Source organism: Bradyrhizobium sp. CCBAU 11434 (assembly GCF_028128895.1).
Taxonomy (GTDB): domain Bacteria; phylum Pseudomonadota; class Alphaproteobacteria; order Rhizobiales; family Xanthobacteraceae; genus Bradyrhizobium; species Bradyrhizobium zhengyangense.
In genome coordinates this window covers 574228-596957 of sequence record NZ_LBJX01000103.1, presented here as the reverse complement: position 1 = coordinate 596957, position 22730 = coordinate 574228, and the positions used below count along the sequence as shown (strand labels likewise).

Annotated in this window: 23 protein-coding genes; 12 read left to right on the top strand and 11 right to left on the bottom strand. The window is 63.8% G+C overall.

Annotated elements, in window-relative coordinates:
* Positions 1-195: 195 nt before the first annotated feature.
* Positions 196-2361: a putative bifunctional diguanylate cyclase/phosphodiesterase gene (locus tag XI06_RS42955; protein WP_237859893.1), complete on the top strand. Its 2166-nt coding sequence runs from the start codon at positions 196-198 to the stop codon at positions 2359-2361.
* 190 nt (positions 2362-2551) lie between these two features.
* Here XI06_RS42955 and XI06_RS42950 read toward each other — a convergent pair whose 3' ends face one another.
* From XI06_RS42950 to XI06_RS42940, 3 genes are all read right to left on the bottom strand, one after another.
* On the bottom strand, positions 2552-3052 hold the full coding sequence (locus XI06_RS42950; RefSeq protein ID WP_271608051.1) for a hypothetical protein: 501 nt from the start codon (positions 3050-3052) through the stop codon (positions 2552-2554).
* Between the two features lie 122 nt (positions 3053-3174).
* Complete coding sequence (locus XI06_RS42945; RefSeq protein ID WP_271608050.1) at positions 3175-5139, bottom strand: methyl-accepting chemotaxis protein; 1965 nt, start codon at positions 5137-5139, stop codon at positions 3175-3177.
* 213 nt (positions 5140-5352) lie between these two features.
* Complete coding sequence (locus XI06_RS42940) at positions 5353-6507, bottom strand: acyl-CoA dehydrogenase family protein (protein ID WP_271608049.1); 1155 nt, start codon at positions 6505-6507, stop codon at positions 5353-5355.
* Between the two features lie 199 nt (positions 6508-6706).
* Between XI06_RS42940 and XI06_RS42935 the strand changes: the two genes are divergently transcribed.
* Positions 6707-8317 (top strand): amidase family protein, encoded by a 1611-nt coding sequence (locus tag XI06_RS42935; protein WP_271608048.1) that lies wholly within the window; start codon positions 6707-6709, stop codon positions 8315-8317.
* Between the two features lie 30 nt (positions 8318-8347).
* Entirely contained in the window at positions 8348-9094 is a 747-nt protein-coding gene (locus tag XI06_RS42930) for a hypothetical protein (protein ID WP_271608047.1), read from the top strand.
* Positions 9095-9098: 4 nt separating this feature from the next.
* Here XI06_RS42930 and plsY read toward each other — a convergent pair whose 3' ends face one another.
* The gene (gene plsY / locus XI06_RS42925) at positions 9099-9767 is read right to left on the bottom strand and encodes a glycerol-3-phosphate 1-O-acyltransferase PlsY (RefSeq protein ID WP_271608046.1); all 669 of its coding nucleotides are present in this window, start codon (positions 9765-9767) and stop codon (positions 9099-9101) included.
* A gap of 122 nt (positions 9768-9889) precedes the next feature.
* Between plsY and XI06_RS42920 the strand changes: the two genes are divergently transcribed.
* The 5 genes from XI06_RS42920 to XI06_RS42900 all read left to right on the top strand — a co-directional run bounded on the left by XI06_RS42920 (position 9890) and on the right by XI06_RS42900 (position 14732).
* Positions 9890-11245 carry a serine hydrolase domain-containing protein gene (locus XI06_RS42920; protein WP_271608045.1) on the top strand — a complete coding sequence of 452 codons (1356 nt, stop codon included), beginning with the start codon at positions 9890-9892 and terminating at the stop codon, positions 11243-11245.
* A gap of 296 nt (positions 11246-11541) precedes the next feature.
* Positions 11542-12405, top strand: coding sequence for a serine hydrolase domain-containing protein (locus XI06_RS42915; protein WP_271608044.1), 864 nt, complete (start codon positions 11542-11544; stop codon positions 12403-12405).
* A gap of 156 nt (positions 12406-12561) precedes the next feature.
* The gene (locus XI06_RS42910; protein ID WP_271608043.1) at positions 12562-13524 is read left to right on the top strand and encodes a tetratricopeptide repeat protein; all 963 of its coding nucleotides are present in this window, start codon (positions 12562-12564) and stop codon (positions 13522-13524) included.
* Between the two features lie 69 nt (positions 13525-13593).
* Positions 13594-14124, top strand: coding sequence for a hypothetical protein (locus XI06_RS42905; protein WP_237859869.1), 531 nt, complete (start codon positions 13594-13596; stop codon positions 14122-14124).
* Between the two features lie 191 nt (positions 14125-14315).
* On the top strand, positions 14316-14732 hold the full coding sequence (locus tag XI06_RS42900) for an SRPBCC family protein (protein WP_237890801.1): 417 nt from the start codon (positions 14316-14318) through the stop codon (positions 14730-14732).
* 90 nt (positions 14733-14822) lie between these two features.
* Here XI06_RS42900 and XI06_RS42895 read toward each other — a convergent pair whose 3' ends face one another.
* Entirely contained in the window at positions 14823-15014 is a 192-nt protein-coding gene (locus tag XI06_RS42895) for a hypothetical protein (RefSeq protein ID WP_271608042.1), read from the bottom strand.
* On the opposite strand from XI06_RS42895, the gene XI06_RS42890 reads away from it, so the two are divergent.
* Together XI06_RS42890 and XI06_RS42885 are read left to right on the top strand one after the other, a co-directional pair.
* Entirely contained in the window at positions 15013-15267 is a 255-nt protein-coding gene (locus tag XI06_RS42890) for a DUF3551 domain-containing protein (protein ID WP_237859866.1), read from the top strand. The two genes, XI06_RS42895 and XI06_RS42890, sit on opposite strands and share 2 nt — an antisense overlap.
* Before the next feature lie 56 nt (positions 15268-15323).
* Positions 15324-15584 (top strand): DUF3551 domain-containing protein, encoded by a 261-nt coding sequence (locus XI06_RS42885; RefSeq protein ID WP_271608041.1) that lies wholly within the window; start codon positions 15324-15326, stop codon positions 15582-15584.
* A 45-nt stretch (positions 15585-15629) separates the two neighbouring features.
* Here XI06_RS42885 and XI06_RS42880 read toward each other — a convergent pair whose 3' ends face one another.
* Together XI06_RS42880 and XI06_RS42875 are read right to left on the bottom strand one after the other, a co-directional pair.
* Positions 15630-15875, bottom strand: a complete 246-nt coding sequence (locus tag XI06_RS42880) for a hypothetical protein (protein ID WP_271608040.1) — start codon at positions 15873-15875, stop codon at positions 15630-15632.
* Positions 15876-16005: 130 nt separating this feature from the next.
* Positions 16006-16215 (bottom strand): hypothetical protein, encoded by a 210-nt coding sequence (locus XI06_RS42875; RefSeq protein WP_271608039.1) that lies wholly within the window; start codon positions 16213-16215, stop codon positions 16006-16008.
* A 188-nt stretch (positions 16216-16403) separates the two neighbouring features.
* Here XI06_RS42875 and XI06_RS42870 point away from each other — a divergent pair, with 188 nt between their 5' ends.
* Entirely contained in the window at positions 16404-17096 is a 693-nt protein-coding gene (locus XI06_RS42870) for an aspartate/glutamate racemase family protein (RefSeq protein ID WP_271608038.1), read from the top strand.
* A 499-nt stretch (positions 17097-17595) separates the two neighbouring features.
* Here XI06_RS42870 and XI06_RS42865 read toward each other — a convergent pair whose 3' ends face one another.
* The 4 genes from XI06_RS42865 to lepA all read right to left on the bottom strand — a co-directional run bounded on the left by XI06_RS42865 (position 17596) and on the right by lepA (position 20991).
* Entirely contained in the window at positions 17596-17769 is a 174-nt protein-coding gene (locus XI06_RS42865; RefSeq protein WP_271608037.1) for a hypothetical protein, read from the bottom strand.
* 270 nt (positions 17770-18039) lie between these two features.
* Positions 18040-18510 carry an AAA family ATPase gene (locus XI06_RS42860; RefSeq protein WP_237890797.1) on the bottom strand — a complete coding sequence of 157 codons (471 nt, stop codon included), beginning with the start codon at positions 18508-18510 and terminating at the stop codon, positions 18040-18042.
* A 190-nt stretch (positions 18511-18700) separates the two neighbouring features.
* On the bottom strand, positions 18701-18994 hold the full coding sequence (locus XI06_RS42855; protein WP_271608036.1) for a hypothetical protein: 294 nt from the start codon (positions 18992-18994) through the stop codon (positions 18701-18703).
* Positions 18995-19179: 185 nt separating this feature from the next.
* Positions 19180-20991, bottom strand: coding sequence for a translation elongation factor 4 (gene lepA, locus XI06_RS42850; protein WP_237859851.1), 1812 nt, complete (start codon positions 20989-20991; stop codon positions 19180-19182).
* A 113-nt stretch (positions 20992-21104) separates the two neighbouring features.
* Here lepA and XI06_RS42845 point away from each other — a divergent pair, with 113 nt between their 5' ends.
* Positions 21105-22730, top strand: a complete 1626-nt coding sequence (locus tag XI06_RS42845) for a glycosyltransferase family 39 protein (RefSeq protein WP_271608035.1) — start codon at positions 21105-21107, stop codon at positions 22728-22730.

Below are 22730 nucleotides of genomic sequence, written 5' to 3'. Positions count from 1 at the left end.
GACGCGCCTGACGACGCTTCTCACGCCTCGCAAACAGGCAAAGCGGTCCTGCGCCAGGCCGCGCCGTCGGTGCCGCCGCCGGCCAAGATTACTTTTCTTTCAGACACTTGGAGCAAGAGTTGCGGCCGCTGGGCGCGGTTAAGGCGTGTGAAGTTGAGTTTGGGGTCCAAAAAAACAAGAAAGCGAAAGCAGGCCGTGATCGCGGGACGACAACCGCGCAAGCCGCGCTTTGCGCGCGCGACTCATCCTTCCGGCGCGCGTGACCAGCTCGTGCAAAGCCGCGCGGAAACTGAAGCCGCCATCGCGGAAGCCCGCAGGTCGCATGAGCGGCTGCGCCAGGCCGTCGATCTCCTGCCGCAAGGCATCGTCATCCTCGATCCCGAAGGCCGCTACGTTCTCTGGAACAAGCAGTACGCCGAGATCTACAGCAAGACCGCCGACCTATTCCGGGAAGGCGCGCGGCTGGAAGACACGCTGCGTGTCGGCGTTGCCCGCGGCGACTATCCAGAAGCGGCCGGTCACGAGGACGAATGGATCGCGGCGCGGCTAAAGAAGCTCTACGAGCCCGGCAAGCGCCACGAGCAGACGTTGTCCGACGGCCGCGTCATCCTGATCGAGGAACGCCGCACCGATGACGGGGGCGTGGTCGGTCTGCGCGTCGACATCACCGAATTGAAGCAGCGCGAGGCCTCGTTCCGCCTGCTGTTCGACGGCAATCCCGTCCCCATGATCGTCTGCGCGCTGGATGACGAGCGCATCCTCGGCGTCAACGACGCCGCGATCGTGCATTATGGCTACAGCCGCGCCGAATTCGAGAAGCTGAAGATCCGCTCGTTGCAGGCCTTCGACAGCGAGCCGCCCTGGACCACCGACGGGTCCAGCGACGAGCAGGCCGCGCGCACGTGGAAGCACGTCAAGGCCGACGGCGCGCTGATCGATCTTGCGATCTATTCCCGCGAATTGACCTATGCCGACCAGCCCGCGGTGCTGCTGGCGCTGATGGACATCACGGAGCGCAAGCGCGCCGAGGCGCGGCTCGCCTTCATGGCCCAGCATGACGCCCTGACCGGCCTGCCCAACCGCAACCTGCTGCGTCAGACCGTGGACGAAATGCTGCTGCACACGCGCCGCAGTCCCGAGAAGGTCGCAGTGCTGATGCTCGGGCTCGACAATTTCAAGTCGGTCAACGACACGCTGGGTCATGCGGTCGGCGACAAGCTGTTGCGCGGCGTCGCCAAGCGGCTGCGCTCGACCCTGCGCGAGGAAGACGCGTTGGCGCGGCTCAATTCCGACGAGTTCGCGATTGTCCAGAGCGGCCTGACGCGGCCCGAGGACGCGGTCGGCCTCGCAAAACGCCTGCTCGAGGCCATCGCCGATCCCTATCTGCTCGATGGCCATTCCGTGGTGATCCGCGCCTCCATCGGCATCGCGATGGCGCCGGGTGACGGCGATGAGTCCGAAAAGCTGCTCAAGAGTGCCGGCATGGCGCTGTCGCGCGCTAAGCTGGACGCGCGCGGCAGCTTCGCCTTCTTCGAGGCCGCACTCGATGCCAAGGCGCAGAGTCGCCGCAAGATCGAGGTCGAGCTGCGCGATGCCATCCAGCACGACGTGCTGCGGCCCTATTACCAGCCGCTGATCGATCTCCAGAGCGGCCGCATCACCGGCTTCGAGGCGCTGGTGCGCTGGCCGCATGCCGAGCGCGGCATGGTCTCGCCGGCCGAGTTCATTCCGGTCGCCGAAGAGACGGGGCTGATTAATCCGCTCGGTGGGCTGATGCTGCGCCGGGCCTGCCTGGATGCTGCGACCTGGCCGGACGACGTCCGCGTCGCCGTCAATCTGTCGCCGCTGCAGTTTCGCAGCGGCAACCTGCTCTCGATGGTGACCGACGCGCTGAAACACTCCGGCCTGCCGCCGCGAAGGCTCGAGCTCGAGATCACCGAGACGCTGCTGCTGGAGAAGAGCGCACAGGTGCTGGCGACGCTGCATGCGCTGCGGGCGCTCGGCGTGCGCATCTCGATGGACGATTTCGGTACCGGCTATTCCAGCCTCAGCTATTTGCGTAGCTTTCCCTTCGACAAGATCAAGATCGACCAGTCCTTCGTGCGCGATCTCGGCGCCAACCGCGAGGCGCAGGCGATCATCCGCTCCATCGTCAGCCTCGGCAAAGGCCTTGGGGTCATCATCACCGCCGAAGGCGTCGAGACCGAAGCAGAGCTGAGCTGCCTCCGCGCCGAGGGCTGCGACGAGGGGCAGGGTTTCCTGTTCAGCAAGGCGCGGCCCAACGCCGAGATCATCAGCCTCCTGGCCGCGCAGCGCGGCATCGACGCCACGGACGAGGAGGACGCCGCGCTGGTGGCGTGAGTTCACCTCTCCCCGCTTGCGGGGAGAGGTCGAATTCGATCGGAGATCGAATTCGGGTGAGGGGGTACAGGTCTCTCGACGATCTCGCGTGGAGAGAGAGGCCCCTCACCCCAACCCTCTCCCCGTAAGAACGGGGCGAGGGAGCGCACCTCTCACGCGGCTGCTATCTCAGCCGACATCATGCAGGCGTCTAGTAGCCGGAGTAGGGGCCGGAGGGCAGGCAGGAATCGTCGACGTAGCGGTAGCCGCCGCCATAACCGTAGCCGCCGCCATAGCCGTAGTACGGCTCAGAGCTGTACGCGGGATAGCCGCCGCCATAGTACCCGCCACCATAATAGCCGCTTCCGTAATAGGCGCTCGCAATTCCGGCGCCGACGACGGCGCCTGCGACACCGTAACCGAGGCGACGGTAGCCATAGCCGCGATAGCCCCAGCCACCGCGATAGGCGAGGCCACCCCGATAGCCATAGCCACCACGATAGCCATAGCCACCGCGATATCCCAACCCGACGCCGCGATAGCCGTAACCGCCGCGGTAGCCGTAGCCCCAGCGCACTTCGGTGGTGGCGGGATCGACCATCGATTTGATCGTCGCCACTGAGGTCGGCATCGGGCCGGCCTGAGCACCCGTGGCGAGCAGGGCACCGGTCGCGGCGAGAACGGCAATACGCAGAGAGTTCGAAAACCTCATGACCATCTCCGTGCTGTGCGGCGGCGCTCTGGCGCGGCCATCGACAGCCTATTCAGAGATAGGCGTGCTGTCGTGTGCTTGATTTAGGTCAAATAGATCGAGGCCGGCTCGCGCGGGCCGCCTTACGCCGCACGAAGCCCGGCCAGGAAAATATCTACGCTCTTTATCAGCACCGAAGCGTGCTGGCCAAGCTCGCCCGAGGCGACCATGACATTGCCGGCGAGCGCCCGCGACTGATCGGCGGCCTGGCTCGCACCGGCGACGTTGGCCGAGACCTCGGTCGTGCCTGTGGAGGCCTGCTGCACGCTGCGGGCGATCTCCCGCGTCGCCGAGCCCTGCTCCTCGACGGCGGCGGCGATCGTGGTGGCGATGCCGCTGATCTCGCGGATGGTGCCACTGATGTCCGAGATCGCGGTGACGCAACTGCCGGTCGCGGCCTGGATCGCGTTGACCTGGGCGGCGATCTCGTCGGTCGCCTTCGCGGTCTGGCTCGCCAGCTCCTTCACCTCGGAGGCGACCACGGCAAAGCCGCGGCCGGCCTCGCCGGCGCGGGCCGCTTCGATGGTGGCATTGAGCGCCAGAAGATTGGTCTGGCTCGCGATCTCGCTGATCAGGCGCAAGACGTCGCCGATGCGCTCGGCGGAAGCCGCAAGGCTCGTGACCATCTCGGTGGTCTCGGTGGCCTTGACCACTGCACCGCTCGCGACCTGGCTGGAATGGGTGACCTGGCGGCCGATCTCGGTGACGGACGAGGCGAGCTCCTCGGTCGCAGCCGCGACCGCATTGACGCTGGTGGAAGCTTCTTCCGATGCGCTCGCTGCGGCGGAGGCGCGCTGCGAGGTGCCGTTGACGCTGGATGTGATCTCGCCGGCGACATGCTGCATGCCCTCGGTCGCCTTGGCGACGGCGGCGACCACGCCCTTGACGTCGGCCTCGAAGCGGTCGGCCATCTGCCGTTGCAGCGCCTGCTTCTCGATCGCGGCCCGGGCCTTGTCGGCCTCCTGCGCCTCGCGTAGCGAGCCTGCCTCGAGCATGCTCTGGCGGAACGTTTCGACCGCCTTCGCCATGGTGCCGAGCTCGTCCGGCCGTTCGCTGCCGGGAATGGTGACGCTGGTGTCGCCGCTCGACAGCCGGTTCATGATCGCGGTGATCGCAGTGAGCGGCCGCGACAGGCCGCGTCCGAGCAGGAACGCCAGCACGATGGCGGCGGCTAGGATTGCGACCGTGCCGAGGATCAGATGGCGCTCGGAGGCCGCGAAGGCGGCCTCATACTCGGTCGTGTCCTTGATGATTTCGAGCACGCCGACCGGCTGCCCGGCATAGTTCTTGATCGGCCCGACATAGACCTCGGCCGGATGGCCGTCGAGCTCGGCCTCGCGCAGCAGCGGCGCGCCTGATATCACGGCCTTCAACTCGTCCGGCTTGGCGACGGCGTTCTCGCCAAAGGTCGAGGACAGCTTGTTGAGCGAGCCGCCGTCGACGGAATAGACCGCAAGGTCGATGCCGAAGCGCTTCTTGGCGCGGTCGACGAACTCCTTGCCGAAGGCGGCGCCGATATCGACATTGGCGATGTTCTTGCCGTCGCGCACGATCGGCGTCATGCCGAAGATGCCGAGCGCCTCGCGACCCGGCTCGACGCCGACGATCTGACGGCCGGTCTTGAGCGCCTCGACCACGGTGGCGCGGCGCACGGAGACGTCGTCGCCGAAGGTCTTGGGCGCGTGGACGCGATAGAACGAGATCGCCGGCGGAAGCTGGAAGGTGATCAGCGGGATGCCTTGGGCTTTCAGCGCCTTGTTGGCGTCGCCGAGCAGGGAGCCGAGAGCGTCGCGGTCGCCCCGAGCGATGGAGTCGCCCACCGGCGGCAGCGCCGCGATCACGGCGGAGACGGCGAGTGCCGAACGTCCCTCATAGTCGATGGCTGCGATCACGCTCTCGTATTGCAGCTTGAGCTGCTGATCGAGCGCCATTCGCGTCAGCGCCCGCTGCTGGGTAATCGAGAAGCCGGAGAGGATGGCGCAGGCCACTGCAACGGTCAGTGCAATGGCGAGAATCAGGCGGGCCGCAATCGACTTGAGCTTCAGCATCGAGAATTCCCGGGCATTCCAAAAGATTGATTCTTGGTCTTGCCGAGACGGTCCCAGAAATTGCTTAACAACAAGGGCGGTGTGCGTCCGTGTTTCGGCGGAGCCGCCAGCACGCTTTTGCATGACTGATCGCCATGAGCGGACGGAAGTTGCGAAAGCGCTCGGCCAGCATGGTTTGAGACGCCCTGGAACGAGACAAAGCGCCGCAGGCTGCTAGCGATTTTCGGCGAGGATCATCTTACCGACATCCTCAAAATGCGTGTCGCGCGCCTGGATCTGCTGGGTGATGGCGTGCATGTCACGAAACCGTCGCTCGAACGGATGGCTGCGGAAGACGGCGGTGGCGCCGGCCATGCGATAGGCGGTGTCGACCACCGCCGCTGATTGCTGGATGGTCCAGGTTGCGGCGAGCCTGACAGCGCTGCGATGCGCCGGGCTGAAGACGCCAGTCGCCGAGAGGTCGCGCCACATCGCATGCGCTGTCCCGTAGAGATAGGCGCGTGCGGCGCGCAAGTCGGCTTCGGTGCGGCCGATCAGGCCCTGGATCGCCTGGTTGTCGCGCATCGCGCTCGCGGCCAATGACTGATGCTTGGCGCGCGCCAGCGCAATCGCTGCATCCAGCGTCGCACGCGCGACGCCGAGCGAGACCGCGGCAAAGCCGAGGCTGTAGGTCGAGCCGGTCGGCAGCCGGTAGAGTGGGCCCGGCTCGCGCAGGGCGTCCGGCACGTCGCGGAGCGCGGCGAAGCGATCGGGAATGAAGAGGTCTTTCACCTCGTAGGAATTGGTGCCGGTGCCGGCGAGGCCGATCGCCTGCCAGACGTCGTGCATCACGGCGCTCGCCAGCGGAAACAGCAGGGTGCGCAGCTCCGGCGACCCATCTGCAGTTTTCCGAGGCGTGCCGTCGGCATTGACGATGCGGACATGCGCGCCCAGCCAGCTTGCCTGCGGCGAGCCCGAGGCAAAGTCCCACCGCCCAGTGACGCGGTAGCCGCCCTCGACCGCGCGCGCCTCATGCGCCACCGCGCCCCAGGCGAGAATGCCGGGCGCGGTGTTGAAGATCTCGTTCGCGGTGTCGTGGTCGAGCGCGGCTGCGATCATCGCGCAGACGCTGTTTTGGCCGAGGCACCAGGCGGTAGACGCATCGGCCTTCGCGATCTCCTCAAGCATCTCCATGAAGATCTCGGGCGGCGCCTCCGATCCGCCCAGGCTCTGCGGCAGCAGCGCGCGGTAGAGCCCGTTCCCGATCAGCGCGCCCACGACGTCAGGCGTCAACCGTCGCGTCCGCTCGATCTCGTTGGCCTCATCGGCAATCAGCGGCGCGATGGCCCGCGCCCGGGCGACGAGATCGACTTCGACAGTTCCATCCATATCAGCGTTTCCTCGCCCATTCTGCTGTGAGCGGTGAACCCGATGGTGGTCTATCTGGTGGAGAGGATCAAGGTGGCTCGTGTCCTTCGGCCCCGCGCATAGAGATGAACGACCCGATCTGCTGCCTTGCTGATCAGCTTGTCGCGTGATCAGGATTAATGCTACGTTTTGTAGCATATAAAAGTCCAAGAGGCACGTCATGAAGAAGCCGACCCGCGGCGTCGCGGTGCCGCCCGAGTTGCGGCTCGAGGACGCGCCGATGAGCGATATCATCGATGCGCTGGCCGGCGAGCGTATCGCCGCGACGGCGCTCACAAAAGCCTATCTCGCGCGCATCGCGGCCTATGACCGTGGCGGACCGGCGCTGAACTCCGTTCGCGCGCTCAATCCGGACGCGCTCGCAATCGCCAGCGCGCTCGACGGCAGCAGGCCGTCCGTCAAACGGCCGCTGGCCGGCGTGCCGATCCTGGTGAAGGACAACATCGCGACATCGGACAAGCAGCCGACCACGGCGGGCTCGCTGGCGCTGGAGGGCGCGCGTGCGAGGCGCGATGCCACCGTCATCAAGCTGCTGCGCAAGGCCGGCGCGGTGATCCTCGGCAAGGCGAATTTGACCGAGTTCGCCAACATCCTCGCGGTCGAGATGCCCTCGGGCTACTCGTCGCTGGGCGGCCAGGTGAAGAATCCTTTCGTGCCTGATCTGGTGGACGAGCGCGGCATTCCGATCGTGGACCCGGGCGGCTCGAGCTCGGGGTCGGCGGTCGCCGTGGCAGCAGGCCTGTGCGCGGCCTCGGTCGGCACCGAGACCTCGGGTTCGCTGCTGCATCCCGCCAGCCGCAACGGCATCGTCACCGTGAAGCCGACCGTCGGGCTGATCAGCCGCGCCGGCATCGTGCCGATCGCGCACAGCCAGGACACCGCCGGGCCGATGACGCGCTCCGTGCGCGATGCAGCGGTCCTCCTGAACGTTCTGGCCGCCAAGGATCCGCTCGACCCGGCGACGGAGCGGCAGCGTAGGCCGGCCGATTACACCGCCGATCTTACGCGCGATGCGATGAAAGGCGCGCGCATCGGCGTGCCGAGCGATCCCGCCGATCCCTTGAACGATTGCTACTACGGCAAGCTGCCGACTGACGGGGCCAAGCTGATGGCCGAAGCCATCGAGGTGATGGAGGATCTCGGCGCCGTCATCGTGCGCGCCAACATGCCGACGCGCGGCTGGCTTGCCGGCCCTGGCACCAACATGGCCGTGCTCAACCGCAATCCGCTGAGTCCCAACAAGGGCAATCCAACCGGTGCGCCGATCGTGTTCCTCTACGAGCTGAAATACGGCCTCAATCTCTATCTCAGGGATTGGGCGACCAAGACAGACATCAAGACCATGGCCGATGTCATCGCCTTCAACGCCGCGAACCCAGAGAAGGCCTTGCGCTTCGGCCAGGACCTGTTTCTCGCCGCCGACCTCACCAAAGGCGACCTGAGCGAGCGCGAGTACAAATCCGCGCGTGCCATGGATTTGCTCGCGGCCAAGAGGCACGGCATGGATGCCTATTTGGACCAGCACAAGGTGGACGCCGTCCTGTTTCCCGGTGCGACTGGCGCTGCAATTGCAGCCAAGGCGGGCTATCCCAGCGTCATGGTGCCCGCAGGCCTCGTCGCGGGCGCCGGCGGCAAGGACACGCCCGATTATCCGCTCGGCATCAGTTTTGCGGGCCGTGCCTGGAGCGAGCACAAGCTGTTGCGGCTCGCCTATGCCTATGAGCAGGCGTCGAATGCGCGGAAGCCGCCGCCGGGCCTGCCGGCGCTGTGAACCTCGGCGGCGGGCGCGCGACCAATGGTGATGCCGATCGTCAGAATTCTCCTGGTCCTGCTCGCATTCGCTTCGCCAGCCTTCGCGCAGGATGGCATCCACGAGCTGAACGCCGCGCGCGATGCCGCCAAGACCTTCAAGGTCTATATCGACGGGGTCGCGAAAAAGGGCCAGCGGCCCGACCTGACCCGGCCTGATGTCGCCGCCATGCTCGGCCACATCTACGACCTGGAAGCGCTCGCCGCGCTGCCGCCCCCGGAGGCGAGCGACATGAACTGGCTGCCGGATTGGTTCGACGCTGCCAACCAGAGCCACAAGCTCTTCATCTTCTACGGCGCCAAGCCGGGGCCGCAGCCTGATTTGCCTGCGGTCGGGCGCAACATGACCGAATATGGCGACCAGTACGCGACAGCGGTCAGCTTCATGATCCGCGCCATGGCGCGCGAGGCTGTCGCAATCCCGATGTTCTGGAATGAGCTCCTCCCGGAGCATCGCACCCGCATCCGCGAAGAGGGCATTACGGGCGTTCGCAAGAATAGCGCCCTCTTCATCCTGACCACGGTCTGCGCGGCGATCCAGGGCGCCAGCAAGCCCGCCAACGCCCGCCTGGTGGCGGCTTCGCTGCGCGACACGCGCGAGATTTGGGCGGATTTTCTGTTGCCGGAGGACCGGGCCCGTGTGATCGCCGAACTGGCCGATCTTCCGAAATGGGCGCCGGATGAAATCGCCCGCGCCGATCTCGCCAAATTCACAGCTGCGCTGCAGGCGGTGAATTAGGCGCTCACGAAACCGGGCTGCTCTGCCCGAGGCGCGGCTCCGTGCCTGCCAGCAGCCGCTGAATGTTGGCGCGATGGCGAACGATCACGTAGAGGCTGCCGGCGATCACCAGCAGCCGATAGGGCAGCGGGTGGTCGAAACCGCAGACGAGAATGATGGCGGTGAATGCCGCGAGCATCGAGCTCAAGGAGACGATCCGCGATAGCGCCAGCGCGATGCCGAAGACTGCCGCTGCCCCCAGTCCCACCGGCCACGACATCGCCAGCAAGACTCCGAGACCGGTCGCCGCGGATTTGCCGCCGGTGAAATTCAGCCAGATCGAGCGGCCATGGCCCAGCAACGCGGCGATGCCGGCGAGGCTCACCGCCCATGGCACCCAGGCTTGCAGATCGGCCGCTGTCGGTGCGCTCGGAGACAGCACGCCATACAGCCAGGGACAGAATGTGCGGGCCACGAAGATCGCCGCCACGCCCTTCAGCACATCGATGACGAGCACCGCCAGGGCAGGCCATTTGCCGAGGGTCCGCAGCACATTCGTCGCGCCAGTCGATCTGGAGCCGTGCTCTCTGACGTCGATACCCCCAAGCAGTTGTCCTGCCAGATAGCCGGTGGGTATCGAGCCGAGCAGATAGGCGATCACCAATCCGGCTGCGCTCGCGATCCAGAAAGCCATAGAGATGTGTCCAATGTCCCGCGAGACCAGTCTATCGCGGACTTCGCTTGATCGCCATGGGGTAGGACCTTGGAGCCACCTTCGCGTTGTAGTAGAAAGCGCCGTGGTTGAGGTGGAAGCTCATGCGTCGCCCGCTCAGGATTTTCGGTGCCGTCGTCGGCCTTTTGGCGCTGACGATCGTGGGGTTAGGCGCCTGGATCGTCATCGCCCGCCAGGACATCTTGCAGCTCGTTACCGCTGGTACGGCGAAGACCGTCTGCTCGAATGTCTTCATGGCCGGGCGCGAGGTGGACGCGATCGTGCAAACCGACCTGCTGGCCCTCGGCTATCGGATCTTTCATCTGGTGAAGGTCGACGTCAGCCCCGCTGAACACCGCGTCGATGCCGCCCTTCTCGGGTTCATCGCCAGGCGTCACGCCCAATATGTCGAGGGCCGGGGTTGCACCAACGTCATGGACGACCAGTCCTGGAAGCGCCCTGCGGCACAGCCGCTTCCGCCCAGGGCGAGCGCGGATGCGCTCTGGCCCGCCGGCGAGAAGGTGGAGCTGTCCGAGAACACACGCTTGCAAGCGGCGGTGAACGATCCGGCCCTGCAAGGTCCGGGCATGCGCGCCATCGTCGTCGTGCATGACGGGCGTATCATCGCCGAAACCTATGGCGAGGGATTTGGCGCGACAACGCCGCTGCACGGCTGGTCGATGACCAAGAGCGTCACCGCGGCTCTGGTCGGCATGGCCATCAAGGATGGAAAACTGTCGCTCGCGCAGAAGCATCTGTTTCCGCAATGGGCCGGAGACGGACGCGCGGAGATCTCGATCGCCGATCTGATGGCCATGACCGGCGGGCTGAAATGGAGCGAACAAGAGGGTCGCGTCACCGATCCCGGGCGCATGGAATTTCTGGTGCGGGACACCGCAGCGTTCGCGCGGGACCTTCCACTGGAGACGCCGCCGGGAACGCGATTCAACTATTCCGGCGCCCAGACCGTCCTGCTGACGCGGCTCTGGCAGGACGCGGTCGGCGAGGGCGCTCCCTCCTATCCGCGCGAGCGGCTGTTCAATCCTTTGGGCATGACCAGCGCCGTGCTCGAGGCCGACGAAACAGGCACGTTTCGCGGCGAAGGTTTTCTCTTTGCCACCGCGCATGATTGGGCGCGGTTCGGCGAATTTTTGCGATTGGGTGGGCAATGGAATGGCACACAGCTCCTTCCCGTGGGCTTCGTCGACTATATGCGGTCACCCTCTCCCGTGTCCGACGAGGGCCACGGCCCGGCCTACGGCCGCGGACAGATCTGGCTGGCCAAGGGCCTCGGCTATGATCTCCCCACGGACACCTTCATGATGGAAGGGCATCTCCGCCAGGTGATCGCCATCATCCCCTCACGCAAGCTGGTGATCCTGCGCATGGGGATGACGCGCGAGGACATCGGCTTCAGCAACGCCAGACTGCTGCGCGCGATCGTGGCCGCAACCCATTAGCGCGCGCCGCCGGACCGTGTTGCATTCAGCGTCTGCCTGAAATGAAGGCTCTTCCCAAGCCTGCAACGCCGCAAAACGGTCACACAGAACGGCATCCTTGCGACGTCGTCGTGGGGAATTGGTGGGGAGCCAGACATGCGGACATGGGTCGGCGTCGTTATAGCCTTGTGTGATTCGCCTTCAGTCCCGTCAGTGCCAAGCCTGCATCAGCCTGCGGCATTCCGCAGGAAATCCAAGATGGATGGGCGACGACCTCGCCGGACAAGCAAGGACTGAACGCGGCGCTGCTGTGCGCGATGGATGAGGGCATTCGCGGCGGCAAGCTCGCCAATGTCGACGACATCGTCGTCATCAGGCACGGCGTGCTCGTCTACGAGAGCTACTATGACTATCCGCATCAGCTCAATTACGACGCGACCACGCGGCACAACGGCTATTCCATGACCAAGAGCGTGGTCTCGCTGCTGGTCGGCATCGCCATGGATCGCGGTTTGATCAAGGATCTGGACGCTCCGATCGCGTCGTATCTTCCCGACTACAAAGGCTTCCGTGAAGCGGACAAGGATCGCGTCACGCTCCGCCATCTTCTAACGATGTCGGCGGGCTTGGGCACTGACCGGGCGCTCGGCGTCAGGTTCGAGTACAACAGCGTCGAGACGGAATTGGTTGGCACGATCCTGAAGAAGGTCACCGGGAAGGGCGTCGACGTGCTGGCGCAGGAGAATATCTTCGCGCCGCTCGGGATCGAGGATGTCGCCTGGTACAAGGATCCCGTCAGCGGCCTTCCAACGTCGTCCCGCGGGCTGAGCCTGCGTCCTCGCGACTGGGCGAAGATCGGCCAGCTTGTTCTCAATCGGGGCGCCTGGGACGGCAGGCAGATTGTTTCGGCGTCCTGGATCGATCAATCGACGGCCGAGCACATCAAGACGGACAAGGCCGCGTTCAGCTATGGCTATCAATGGTGGATAGGGCATTCACCGGACACGAGCGGCTCCCTGCAATGGGCCGCTGCACTCGGCTTCAATTCCCAGAAGACCATCGTCATCCCCGCGCTCGACATGGTCGTCGTCTTCAACGCCGGGCGGGAGTCCAAGAACATGGTGGCGCCCGAGCTGGACCTGCTGGATCGCTACATCCTGCCGGCGACCTCGCGGGATTGATCGGGGTGCGGCCAAGCGGATCATTTGCGCCCTGCTTGCGCTGTGGGACGAGAAAGCTCCGCTGAGCGCCGGTAGCCCCATCCGCTTTGAACCTGTCCGCCCTCCGGGCGCACCAAACCGCTGAAGTCCCTGACATCTGCGGCGAAGGAGCGCGCGATGAAAGCCCTGAAAGCATCGATTTGTGTTGCCGTTGCCGCGCTCGCGCTGAGCTTGTCGCTGGGCACGCCGTCTTATGCGGAAGAGGATGAGGCGGGCACGCTCACCCGGCAGATGAAAGAGCTCTATCAGGCCGGCAAGTATAGCCAAGCGCTGCCGCTCGCCCAGAAGGCCTTGGCTCTTCGCGAAAAGGAGTTCGGCACCGATGATGCCATGGTCGCGATGCCGCTGAACGATCTGGGCACCATCCACTACAATCTGGGCCAATACCCTGTTGCCGAGCTGCTGTACAAGCGTTCACTGGCCATCAGGGAGAGGACGCTCGGTCCGAATTCCACGGAAGTCGCAACCGTCTTGAACAATCTGGGCGAGCTCTATCGGGCGGAAGAGCACTACACGGAAGCCGAGCCGCTGCTCAAGCGGTCGATCGCCATTCGCCAGAAAACGCTCGGTCCCAACGATCCCTCGATCGTGATGGCGATGAGCAACCTTGCTGCGGTCTACAGCAGTCAGGGCCGCTACGACCAATCCGAGCCGCTGTTCAAGCGTGGGCTTGCCATTCTCCAGAAGGCGAACGGCCCCGACGATCCCGAGGCCACTGTCTTGATGAGCAATCTCGCCGACGCCTACATCCACCGGCGTCGCTACGCCGATGCCGAGCGGCTGCTGAAGCGCGCGATAGCGGTGACCGAGAAGGCGTATGGGCCCGACCATCCCGACATCGCGCAGGCGCAGAACAATCTGGCGACGCTCTATGCGCGGCAGGGGCGTAACGCCGATGCGGAGCGATTCTACAAGCAGTCGGTGGCGACCTTCGAGAAGACCCTCGGTCCCGACCATCCCGATCTTGCCGACATTCTCAACAACCTGGCCGCGTTCTACAAGGATCAGGGTCGCTACGCCGATGCCCAGCAACTGTTCAAGCGGTCGGCCGCTATTCGCGGGAAGACCGGGCCGATCTGAACGGGCCTGTCGAGACGTCCCTGTCTGAGGATTATCGCGGATCGCGTTGAGAGGTTGCCAGAGGTTGCCATGACGACGCCTGCAAGACTGCTCGGACTTGTCGTTGCCCTGTCGTGGCTCGGATTGTCTACCGCAACGGCGGCCGGCGGCCCGTCGAAGGACGTCATGGGCGGCGCATGGACGCTCGAGATGGACCGCTACGATCGGCCATGGCTCACCTTCAACGATACGAACCACAAGACCGTGTTTCGCTTCGGCTGCGGGACGCATTACGAGCTCGATGCGGTCTATCCGGGCGAAGCGCCGAAGCAGGACCACACCGAAGCCACGATCACGATCGGCAACGGCAAGACGCAAATGGATTTTGCCGGCTTCACCTACGCCGCCCCCGAAAACTTCCCGCCGAATACCTCGTGGTTCAACCAGGCCGATCTCGGCCATCCCGAGCTCACCGATGACAAAAGGGGTGCGCTGGAAGATCAATTCCTGGATCTTCTGGCCTCCGGCCAACCCCTGACGGTCTCGGCCGAGGGCAAGAGCTACGTTCTGCCGCCGACCAAGGCGTCGCGCTGGCGCGCACGCTTCCAGAAGGTCTGCTGACGTGCCGGCCGCAAGCAGGCCGGTCTTCCCGACGGCACATTTTCGTATTTTTTATCACGACCGTGTCGGCATGGTCGGGTCTCCACCGTCCTTGGGTGGACACGTCGCGGCAGTGCTGTAAACGAATCCCGCGCATGGGCCGCGATGTCGTCACCTCGAGCCGTCAAATATCGAACTGGAGCAATACCCCCATGAGAATCTCCGTCGAAACCAGCGTCGCCGCCCCGATCGATCAGGTCTGGCGTGCCTACACGACGCCTGCCGACATCGTGAAGTGGAACGCCGCGTCGGACGACTGGCACACGACCAAGGCGACGGTCGATTTGCGCGAAGGCGGCCTGTTCTCGTCCCGCATGGAAGCCAAGGACGGCAGCATGGGTTTTGACTTCGCCGGCACCTACACGAAGATCCTCGAGCACAAGCGGATCGAATATGCCTTCGGCGATCGCAAGGCCGAAGTCGATTTCGTGCCGGGCCCCAAGGGCGTTGTCGTCCGCGTTGCCTTCGATGGCGAAACCACCCACTCGGTCGAGCAGCAGCAAGCCGGCTGGCAGGCGATTCTTGACAGCTTTGCGCGATACGTCGAAGCAAAGCAGAAGGCGTCGTAAGGGCCAAGACAACAAATAAGATAACAAATAAGTCAGAAAAGAAGACACGAAAGAGGCTGCCGAGCACGGCTCAGCAGCCTCTTTTTTCCGTCAGATCGCGCATGCGGACGTTCCTGAACCGATAGTGATCCCCGGTGATAGGTGAGGAACGATGTCGTGCGCCGCAGGATTGATGCTTGCCCTTTTGGGGAACAATTCGTAAGCCATGTGCAGCCGACCGGCGATCTCGTCAGGCTCCAGCATCTGGCGGCGCGGTTTGGCTGACGTGATGGAGGATCTCATGCGAATCGCCATTCTGGTTGTCGTCATGGTGGTGGGCCTTTCTTCCGCAGCGCGCGCTGACCGTGACTATCCCTGGTGCGTCATGGGCGGAGAGCTCGGCTATTCCGGCGACTGCATGTATGAGACGCGAGAGCAGTGCCTGGCCTCGGCATCCGGACGATGGAACCTCTATTGCGACATCAACCCGCGTGTGAGGTTCAAACAACAACAGCAGCAGGTCCAGCCTCCGCGCCGGACGCAGAGATCACAGTAAGTCCGGCAAGCGGTAGTCCGCCGCTGCAAGCCGGATTCGAAAATCCCTGGAGTGACATGATGCGCGTGCTTCTCTTCATCCTCATGGCCTGGATCGCAGTGTCTGCGACCACTCCAGCCTCGGCCCAGCGGTTCAGCGGCAATTATCCGGTGTGCCTTCAGACATGGGAGTGGGGCGGCGGCACCTACATCTCATGCCAGTATAGTTCGTGGGAGGAGTGCAAGGCGGCCGCTGCAGGCCTTTCCGCCATGTGCTTGACGAACCCTTACGTGCAGCAGCGGCCGTCTCAGCCGGTCGGCGGTCCGCGTCCCCGATAGGTGCGGTTGCGGCGGCCGCGGCCGGCGGCTTGTGCTTCAGTCCAATCAGCACCCGCGGCAAATGCCGCTGATCTTGCGGTCGATGGTCGCATCCTCCTGATCGAGGAAATCCAGCGGTCCCATGCTCGTTGCGGGAACGTCTGATACGTGCGGCTGGCGGTGCCCGACCGGTGCCGTCCACGGTCTGGTGGTCATTTCCTTGCCGATCGCCGATGGGTGGAAGGATTGCGCCGACACGGCGCCCATCGTCGATACCAGCGCGAGCGCAACCAGCAGCTTCGAGGTGATCATGAACGCCTCCAAATGCCATCCCGCGCGCGATGCGCGGTTCTGACATCAGGATTTGCGTCGAGCATCTGCTATTCCGCCGATAGCGGAGGCGTGATGTCGCAGTCGCGAAGGCCTTGCGGAATGAAGTTTGTCAGGCCGGCGCTTTGCGGCCGATCAGGCCGAACGCGATCATCGCGAGGCTGATGCCGCCGACGACGCCGGAGACTTCGCCGACAGTCCGCATCAAGGCGACGGGATCATTGGACCACAGCGTCATGTCGCGCATCGACAGGAAGAACAGCACGGCCAGCACCAGCAGCACCGTGCCCACCTCGATCAAGCGCCAGTTCCGTCGTCGCATGCGAATCCTCCCCGTATCGCCCGCGGACGGGCAGGTCGTTCCTCTGCTGGGGATAGTGTCGTCGTATCAGGATCGGGTTCGATCGGAGCGGCGGTCTTTCCAGCAGATACCGGCCCATCAATTGTTGTGATGACCGGTGTCCGCGTTTTCGTCTACGATCCGGATCGTTCATATTGAAAGGCTCGAGAATGCAAACCATTGGCTTGATCGGAGGCATGAGCTGGGAGAGCACCGCGCTCTACTACAAGCTCATCAACGAGCGCGTCCGTGATCGCATGGGCAAGCTGCATTCGGCTCCGCTGCTGATGTATTCCTACGACTTCCAGGGCATCAAGGAGATGCAATATGCCGGCCGCTGGACGGAGGCCGCGGCAAGCCTGGCGGAGGTGGCCAAGCTGCTCGAAAGCGCCGGCGCCCGCGCGATCGTTCTGTGCACGAACACGATGCACAAGCTGGCGCCCGACATCATCGCGAAAGTGACCATTCCGTTTATTCACATCGGCGACGCAACGGCGCAGCGCATTCGGGCCAAGGGATATCGCCGGGTCGGGCTGCTCGGCACCATCTTCACGATGGAGGAGGATTTCTACATCGACCGGCTGCGCGCGCATGATCTCGATGTCCTCATTCCGTCCGCCGGCGAGCGCGCCGACGTGAACCGCATCATCTACGATGAGCTATGCCTCGGAATCGTCGCCGACGCCTCGCGCCGCCGCTATCAGGAGGTGATGGCCGCGCTGGTCGCGCGAGGCGCCGACTGCATCATCCTCGGCTGCACCGAGATCACGATGCTGGTGGGGGCGGCCGATACGTCGGTCGAGACGTTCGACACCACGGCGATTCACGCCGAGACGGCGGCGGATTTCGCGATCGGGTCTTGATGAGGATTTTGCGTTGACGCGTAGAATGGGTCGAGCGAATTGTCCGCTGTAGCTCGCAGAGCGAAGGTGGAAGCGAAATCCACCTTCATTCGGTGTCCGACGAAAGCTCCAAGAATGATGCTCGTAACCAAGAATAGCGGTGCAGCCGATGCGCTGATGGGATCGACCCTTTGCACGCAGCTATTCCTGCGGTGCGTGTTGTTGAGGACCTCGATGCTTTCGCCGGCGGCATGATGAATGACGCTCGCGGCCAGTTCCTCCTGCCGGCGCTCGCTACGGTGTACACACTACGGTTGCGCCGCCCATTATTAGTCCTGCTTCTATGCCTCTCGTGAAGGCATGCCAGGCTTCCGTCTGATTGTTCCGATATCCGCCACTCACGGCATCCAAGTCCTCAACCATCAATTCCCGCGGCGTGATTTCGCTCGCATCGCTGATTTCGTTGTTGCGCCTAGCCATCTCCGTCTCCTCCGTTGGTGGGGCCGCCTAACGACCCTTGTTATGATAAATGTGTCCAACAACCGATGCCGCCTTGTTCCGCAAAGCCTTTCGCCATCCCGAGTTGGAACCAGGCCCATGCTTCGGTCTGATTGTTCTTAAGCCCACTGCTGACGCTATCCAGCTCTTCGGCCGTTAGCTCGAACTCATTGAATTCAGTCTGGTCTCTTTCCATGTCCGCTTCCTGCTGGGCTTGGAGGGACCATTCCCTCCCAATCTGTAAGTGCAGGATTACGCGATCCGGTCCCTGATCGCCGTGATCCTCATCACACTCTAAATGGGACCACGGCGCATCCATTTGGACGGTGTGTGCTGGGTTCTCCTCGGCGCGGTTTAGCTCGTAGGATGGGTTGAGCTCTTGTGAAACCCATCAAACTTGATCGCCGGCAAAGGTCTGGATGCGGCCGTCCTCTCGTCAGAACGATGGGCTTTGCAAGAGCTCATCCTACGAACGAACTTCAATTCGATCCTCGTCGTCCCCGAGTGGTTCGAAACGGCTCTTGAGCGTCTCGAAGGTATGTCGGACGATATACAGACTTCCGTCGAGGTACAGGTTGCGCTGCTCGACGCGTCGCCAGGCTTCGTCGTCGGAACACTCCAAACGATAGAGCCGCGCGCTGGCCCCCAAGGCTAGAACGATCGCCCTGATCTCGCTCCGCTGGGTTCGAGACCAAAAGCCGAGATCGAGCACCACGTCGAGTCCGAGCTCCACGCACCTTGTCCAGTGCGTCTCGATCAGTTTCGATACACGGTCGTGGAATTCCGCAAACCGATCGACGGGAGGATCGTCGCCATAGAGACGCGCCATCCATTCGTCGTGACTGAATCGGATGGCGGGCAACTGCTGCTCCAGCCTCCGAGCGAAGGTCGTTTTCCCCGCGCCGATGTATCCGTGGATCAGGTGAGCGGTCGGCATATTTCTGTCCCAGAAGGGTCGGCTTATTCAGATGATTGCCGAAAACGTCGCATCTACTCAAGGTAGCAAGGACGGAGTGTTCACGCCAGGTTGCTCGTGCGGAATCCATCAGGCGGCAGCCTTATGATCGGATCGCGTTGGCGCCGAGATCGGATGCTTGCGGTCTCTGGAACGCTTGCTGTGAGGCCCGTCAAACGTCTGACATCGGAAGCATCTCGAGCTTGGCAGACGATCTTTCCAGCATCCAGGCTTGAGCCGTTCGTCGCGGGTCATTCCGATATCGCTGGAAGTCCGCGTCGGATGCGAAGCTGACGATGTGTACTTCTACCGTGCCATCGCTATTGCGAAGCCGTCGCTCCAGACGCCCGTTGAACTCGGGCAAGAGCGGGAGCACGGCATCCTCGTAGGCTGTGAAGTCCGCAACGCCCGCTGCGGGTATTCGGGCGATGAGCGCAAACGTGACGGGGATGGCTTGATCGGACATCGTCGCTTGCCGGCTGCACCACTGCCATGATGCCACCATACCCCTGTTTTGCCCGACGGAGCAAGTCAAATTCGTGAAAATCGAAAAAGCGCAGCGACGCCCCTGCGTCGGCTACTGTGCATGGGGTTGTTTTCGAGATTTGCGGCGTTCGGCTCCGAGAATTTCGGACCGGAGCCTGGACGGCCTCAGCTGTCGACCTTCAGCGCGGCAATGAAGGCTTCCTGCGGGATGTCGACCTTGCCGAACTGCCGCATCTTCTTCTTGCCTTCCTTCTGCTTCTCCAGAAGCTTGCGCTTGCGCGTGATGTCGCCGCCGTAGCACTTCGCGGTGACGTCCTTGCGCAGCGCGCGCACCGTCTCGCGCGCGATCACCTTGCCGCCGATCGCCGCCTGGATCGGGATCTGGAACATGTGCGGCGGGATCAGCTCCTTCATCTTCTCGACCATGGCGCGGCCGCGCCCTTCCGCGCGGGTGCGGTGGACCAGCATGGAGAGCGCATCGACCGGCTCGGCATTGACCAGGATCTGCATCTTGACGAGATCGGCCGGCTTGTAGTCGGTCAGATGATAGTCGAACGAGGCGTAGCCCTTGGAGACCGACTTGAGGCGGTCGTAGAAATCGAACACGACCTCGTTGAGCGGCAAATCGTATTTCACCATCGCGCGGGCGCCGACGTAAGTCAGCTCCTTCTGCGAGCCACGGCGGTCCTGGCACAGCTTGAGCACGCTGCCGAGATATTCATCGGGGGTGAGGATGGTCGCCTCGATCCAGGGCTCCTGGATCTCCTCGATCTTCACGACGTCAGGCATGTCGACGGGATTGTGGATCTCGAGCTCGGTGCCGTCGGTGAGCTTCATCTTGTAGATGACGCTCGGCGCGGTCGCGATCAGATTGAGGTCGAACTCGCGCGACAGCCGCTCCTGGATGATTTCGAGGTGGAGCAGGCCGAGGAAGCCGCAGCGGAAGCCGAAGCCGAGCGCGGCCGAGGTCTCCATCTCGAAGGAGAAGCTGGCGTCGTTCAGCCTTAGCTTGCCCATCGCGGCGCGCAGCGTCTCGAAGTCGTCGGCGTCGACAGGGAACAGGCCGCAGAACACCACGGGGATCGCCGGCTTGAAGCCCGGCAGCATCTCGGTAACCGGCTTGCGGTCGTCGGTGATGGTGTCGCCGACGCGGGTGTCGGCGACTTCCTTGATCGCGGCGGTGATGAAGCCGATCTCGCCGGGGCCGAGCTCGTCGACCTGCTGCATCTTCGGCGTGAAGAAGCCGACGCGCTCGACGTCGTAGGCCGCGCCGGTGCCCATCATGCGCACGCGGCTACCCTTCTTCATGACGCCGTCGACGACGCGGATCAGAACGACGACGCCGAGATAGACGTCGTACCAGCTGTCGACCAGCAGCGCCTTCAGCGTGGCGTCGCGATCGCCCTTCGGCGGCGGCAGGCGGGTAACGATGGCTTCCAGCACATCAGGGATGCCGAGGCCTGTCTTGGCCGAGATCATCACCGCGTCCGACGCATCGATGCCGATGACGTCCTCGATCTGCTGCTTGACCTTCTCGGGTTCGGCCGCGGGAAGGTCGACCTTGTTCAGGACCGGAACGATCTCGTGATTGTTGTCGAGCGCCTGGTAGACGTTGGCGAGCGTCTGCGCCTCGACGCCCTGGCTGGCGTCGACCACCAGCAGGGAACCTTCGCACGCCGCCAGGGACCGCGAGACCTCGTAGGCGAAGTCGACATGGCCGGGCGTGTCCATCAGGTTGAACACGTAATCCTTGCCGTCCTTGGCGTGGTACTGCAGGCGCACCGTCTGCGCCTTGATGGTGATGCCGCGCTCGCGCTCGATGTCCATGGAATCGAGCACCTGCTCCTTGCCCGCCATTTCGCGGTCGGTGAGGCCGCCGGTCATCTGGATCAGGCGGTCGGCCAGCGTCGATTTGCCATGGTCGATATGGGCGACGATGGAGAAATTGCGGATGTTGGAAATGGGGACGGTCGTCATGGGCGCGGGATACCACTCACATCCCCGTGCGGCAACCATATTGCTGTATTTTCAGGGCCTTTCTTCACGCCAAGCTGATTCCACGGCGGCCCAAAACGCGCTACGCAACGGCCATGTCAACGACCTCGATCCCCTCCGCCCGAACGCGCGTAAAATCCCGGGTCAGCTTTGACCGTTTCCGGGCCTGGCTGGTCGCCTACGCGACCGACCCCTCGGCCCGGCTCTGGCTGGTGATCCAGTTCGCCATCCTGCACGCGGTGATCTGGACCTTCATCCTGATCAATCTCAAGGCAGCGCAGGACGTTCACATGGACGTCGCAGAAGCTTGGGGCTGGGGCCAGAAATTCCTTTGGGGTTATGGCAAACATCCGCCGCTGTCGGGCTGGATTACCGGGCTCTGGTTCAAGGTCTTTCCCGCGACCGACTGGGCGACCTATGCGCTGGCGATGGCGACCGTCAGTGTCGGCATGGTGATCTGCTGGCTGGTGGCAATGCGTGTGGTCGATCCACGCCGCGCGTTTCTGGTCGTGGTGATGGTCGCGCTCTATCCGATCTTCAATTTCAAGGGTTTCAAGTACAACCCCGATCTGCTTCAGCTCGTCACCCTCCCGCTCGTCGTGCTCGCTTATCTCGACGCGTTCGAGAAACGGAGCTGGCTATCAGGCATCTGGCTGGGGCTCGCCGGTGCGTTGGCGCTGATGACCAAATACTGGGTGCTGACCATGTTCGGCGCCATCGGCCTCGCCGCGCTGATCCATCCGGAGCGGATGAGGTTCCTGCTGTCGCCGGCACCCTGGGTCGCAATCGCGACGATGGCCGTTGCAATGATTCCGCACATCATCTGGCTGGCGGATTCGCATTTCGTGCCGTTGGCCTATGCCGGCGATACCTATAGCGTCGACGACGCCGGTCTCGTGCATCAGCTCGTGCTCGGTTACGTCCTGCACAATGCCGGACTGCTGGCTCTCCCCGTCGCGCTCGCAGCACTCGCGATGGCGCTGGTGCCGCCGTGGCGGACCCTGCTGTTGCGCGCGCCCTCGCGCATCGTCACGCGGGCCTGGGCGCGCGGCGTCAATCCCGGCGTCAATGTTTCGCAGGCGCTGAACGTCTGGATCATCCAGACCATCGTTGCAGCCGGACCGCCGCTCGGCGCGCTCGCCTTCAGCATCTATTTGAAGACCGACTGGGGCATTTCGCTGTTCTTCCTGGTGCCGCTCGCGCTGGTCGCGATTCCGGCGCTGCGGGTGCAGAGCGCGGTGCTGTTCAACATCGTAGCGATCTGGCTCGTGCTCAGCGTCGCGACGCTTGTCGCCTCGCCCTGGATCGCCGCGCGCGAGATGGCGGCGAACAGGGACAACACGGCGACCTACGGCGCGCGCTCCGAGCTCGCGCGCGAGCTGACGCAAGCCTGGCACTCCCGCTTCGCCTCGCGCTGGGCGATCGTCACCGGCACGATGGACTCGATCCAGCCGATGGTGTTCTACAGCCCCGACCATCCGGTTGCGTTCATCCCGAACGAGGCCTGGAGCTCCGGACTGACGACACTCGATGAGGTCAAGAAGGACGGCTTCATCGGCGTGTTCGATCCGACTGACGGCCGTCTGCCGGCGTTCGAGAAATGGGTGTCGGAGATCGCGCCCAACGCTGAGCGCATAGTGATGACCACGCGCCGCTTCACCCACGGCAAGGCCGGGCCGGCGATGACCTGGAATATCTACATCGCGCCGCCGGCCAAGTGA

Coding starts and splice junctions, on each gene's coding strand:
- XI06_RS42950 (WP_271608051.1), bottom strand. CDS start 3,052: ATGAGGTTTTCGAACTCTCTGCGTATTGCCGTTCTCGCCGCGACCGGT.
- XI06_RS42945 (WP_271608050.1), bottom strand. CDS start 5,139: ATGCTGAAGCTCAAGTCGATTGCGGCCCGCCTGATTCTCGCCATTGCA.
- XI06_RS42940 (WP_271608049.1), bottom strand. CDS start 6,507: ATGGATGGAACTGTCGAAGTCGATCTCGTCGCCCGGGCGCGGGCCATC.
- XI06_RS42935 (WP_271608048.1), top strand. CDS start 6,707: ATGAAGAAGCCGACCCGCGGCGTCGCGGTGCCGCCCGAGTTGCGGCTC.
- XI06_RS42930 (WP_271608047.1), top strand. CDS start 8,348: ATGCCGATCGTCAGAATTCTCCTGGTCCTGCTCGCATTCGCTTCGCCA.
- plsY (WP_271608046.1), bottom strand. CDS start 9,767: ATGGCTTTCTGGATCGCGAGCGCAGCCGGATTGGTGATCGCCTATCTG.
- XI06_RS42920 (WP_271608045.1), top strand. CDS start 9,890: ATGCGTCGCCCGCTCAGGATTTTCGGTGCCGTCGTCGGCCTTTTGGCG.
- XI06_RS42915 (WP_271608044.1), top strand. CDS start 11,542: ATGGATGAGGGCATTCGCGGCGGCAAGCTCGCCAATGTCGACGACATC.
- XI06_RS42910 (WP_271608043.1), top strand. CDS start 12,562: ATGAAAGCCCTGAAAGCATCGATTTGTGTTGCCGTTGCCGCGCTCGCG.
- XI06_RS42905 (WP_237859869.1), top strand. CDS start 13,594: ATGACGACGCCTGCAAGACTGCTCGGACTTGTCGTTGCCCTGTCGTGG.
- XI06_RS42900 (WP_237890801.1), top strand. CDS start 14,316: ATGAGAATCTCCGTCGAAACCAGCGTCGCCGCCCCGATCGATCAGGTC.
- XI06_RS42890 (WP_237859866.1), top strand. CDS start 15,013: ATGCGAATCGCCATTCTGGTTGTCGTCATGGTGGTGGGCCTTTCTTCC.
- XI06_RS42895 (WP_271608042.1), bottom strand. CDS start 15,014: ATGAGATCCTCCATCACGTCAGCCAAACCGCGCCGCCAGATGCTGGAG.
- XI06_RS42885 (WP_271608041.1), top strand. CDS start 15,324: ATGATGCGCGTGCTTCTCTTCATCCTCATGGCCTGGATCGCAGTGTCT.
- XI06_RS42880 (WP_271608040.1), bottom strand. CDS start 15,875: ATGATCACCTCGAAGCTGCTGGTTGCGCTCGCGCTGGTATCGACGATG.
- XI06_RS42875 (WP_271608039.1), bottom strand. CDS start 16,215: ATGCGACGACGGAACTGGCGCTTGATCGAGGTGGGCACGGTGCTGCTG.
- XI06_RS42870 (WP_271608038.1), top strand. CDS start 16,404: ATGCAAACCATTGGCTTGATCGGAGGCATGAGCTGGGAGAGCACCGCG.
- XI06_RS42865 (WP_271608037.1), bottom strand. CDS start 17,769: ATGGAAAGAGACCAGACTGAATTCAATGAGTTCGAGCTAACGGCCGAA.
- XI06_RS42860 (WP_237890797.1), bottom strand. CDS start 18,510: ATGCCGACCGCTCACCTGATCCACGGATACATCGGCGCGGGGAAAACG.
- XI06_RS42855 (WP_271608036.1), bottom strand. CDS start 18,994: ATGTCCGATCAAGCCATCCCCGTCACGTTTGCGCTCATCGCCCGAATA.
- lepA (WP_237859851.1), bottom strand. CDS start 20,991: ATGACGACCGTCCCCATTTCCAACATCCGCAATTTCTCCATCGTCGCC.
- XI06_RS42845 (WP_271608035.1), top strand. CDS start 21,105: ATGTCAACGACCTCGATCCCCTCCGCCCGAACGCGCGTAAAATCCCGG.